Here is a 2,056-nt window from a genome sequence, read left to right on the forward strand (position 1 = left end):
CAAGTGCCCCGTGGTCTGCGCCACGGGCCAGGCGGAGCTAAACCGCCTGGGGCGAGTAGTCGTCGGCTTGAACATGCCCACTGCCCCCTTATCACACAAAGTGCTCGGTGCCTACAGCATGGACCTAGGAATTAGCGGGGAACAGTCCCCAACTCCCCTATACGTCAGATCGCCGGAGTGCTAATTTGCGCGGCTTCGGGTGCGCTTCCACAGCAAATCGGTGATCAGCGCTAGGGCAAGGATGACCACCAGCGCGGCGGCGGTTGCGGGTTCGTTGACGAGCGTGGTGGTGCAGAACACCAGGAACGTGCCCATGGTCGCGATCAGGGCGATGATGAGCATGAAAAGCAGGGCGCCGGTCTCCCGGTACACCTTGAAGTGGGCCAGGGTGACGGCGGAGAAAATGAGCAGTGCCACCGCACTTCCGAGGGAGGCAATGCTGTTCAGGTTGAACAGCAGCACCATCACGGCCGCGAGGCCGGCCATGACCAGCAGTCCGACCGGTACTTGCCGGCGACCCACGGATCGGCCGAACACCGGCGGGAACTGGCCCACTGAGGCCAGGTGCCGGGTCATCCCCACGGAGGGGTAGAGGGTGGCGTTCACCGCCCCGGCGGTGGAGAGCAGGGCGGTGACCACCATCAGCACGTATCCGAACTGGCCCAGCGTCGGCTTGGCGGCCTCGGCCAGCGCTGTGGCGCCGTAGGCGACGACCTGGTCGGCGGTCAAGGTTCCGAAGACGCCCAGGGAAACCGCGACGTACACCGTCGTGGCGATCGCCAGCGCCAGGTACATGGCGCGGGGCAGTTGACGGGACGGGGCAGGCAGATCCTTCGCGGTGAAGGTGATGACGCCGAACCCGAGGAAGGCGAAAAACGTCAACGCCACACTCGCGATGATCTCGCGAACGCCCGGGTAGCCGGCCGGATCCAGGAGAGCGGGGTTCCAGTTCGCGATTGTGACAATTGCGAACACGGACAGGATGGCCAGCACCGCCTTCACGATCAGCGACTGGACTTTGGCCACCGCCGTGGAACCGACAGCGTTCAGGAAGGTCATGAGCACGATGAGGGCGACAGCGAACACCTTGGCCCAGGTTGGGTCACGACCGGTCAGGACCGCGCTGGCATACCCCCCGAAGGACGACGCCACCATGGCCCCCACGATCGCGCCGGTCACATAGAACAACCACGAAACGATCCCGGTAACGTGCCCCTCCCCGAACCCCCGGGCCAGGTAGGCGAGCATGCCTCCGCCTGACGGGTACGTGGCGCCGAGCTTGGCAAACGAGTACCCCTGAAGGCCGGCGATGGCGCCGGCGATGAGAAAGGACACCCACACGGCCGAGCCGGCGACGGCGCCGGCTGCGCCCAGCAGCGCGAAGATTCCCGCGCCCACCATGGAACCCACCCCGATGAACGCTGCTTGGATGACGGTCATCTGCTTCTTCGGAACCGTGGTCGACATGGCGTCCCTCTCCGGCGTCAGGCACTCGCAAGCAGCCGTCTCGCAGGGAGGCTACCACCGGTCCCCCGACGGCGGAACCCTAGCCCGCTTCGGGCCCCGGGGGTAGAACGTCCTGAATCTGCCAACGCCCATCGACGGGCACCAGGACGAGGTGAAGCTGCTGCGCGGAGGCGGCGGGAACCTCAGCCACTATGGCGCCGTTCCCATCGAGCTCCCGGTACGCGGACGGCGCGGTGGTGATGGCCACCACGGCCCGGGCGGGGCTGCTGTCCGCGGTGGCCTCAATCCGGGTCAGGGAGGTCGAGAAGCCGGCCAGGACATGGCCGGAGGCGCTGAGCTGCGTTCGGATCCGCGCGTCGGCAGCGGCGGCTGCCGACCCCGGGGCGTTGACGTCATCGAGCAGGCCGAAGTCCCCGGAGCTGAGCGCGAGCGAGCGAAGCCGGGCGAGACCGCGGACGGCCTCCGCCGGATCCGGCGAGGCCAGCAGCGCCTCCAGGTCGGGAAGGACTACGGTGGCCCCGCCGTCGGCCGTGGAGGGCGGCGAGACGCCCGCCGGACCCTCCGACGGTGCCGCCGGCCTCTCCTGACC

General features: G+C 67.9%; 1 protein-coding gene and 1 pseudogene. Both read right to left on the reverse strand.

Annotated elements, in window-relative coordinates:
* Nucleotides 1-180 precede the first annotated feature (180 nt).
* A complete protein-coding gene (locus AC1D1S_RS20880; RefSeq protein WP_028276415.1) occupies nt 181-1,467 on the reverse strand; it encodes an APC family permease in 1,287 nt (428 codons plus the stop codon).
* Between the two features lie 79 nt (nt 1,468-1,546).
* Nucleotides 1,547-2,056, reverse strand: a pseudogene (locus AC1D1S_RS20885) (serine/threonine-protein kinase); the annotation flags it as partial.

The sequence above is a fragment of the Arthrobacter sp. P1_A5 genome (genome assembly GCF_056406825.1).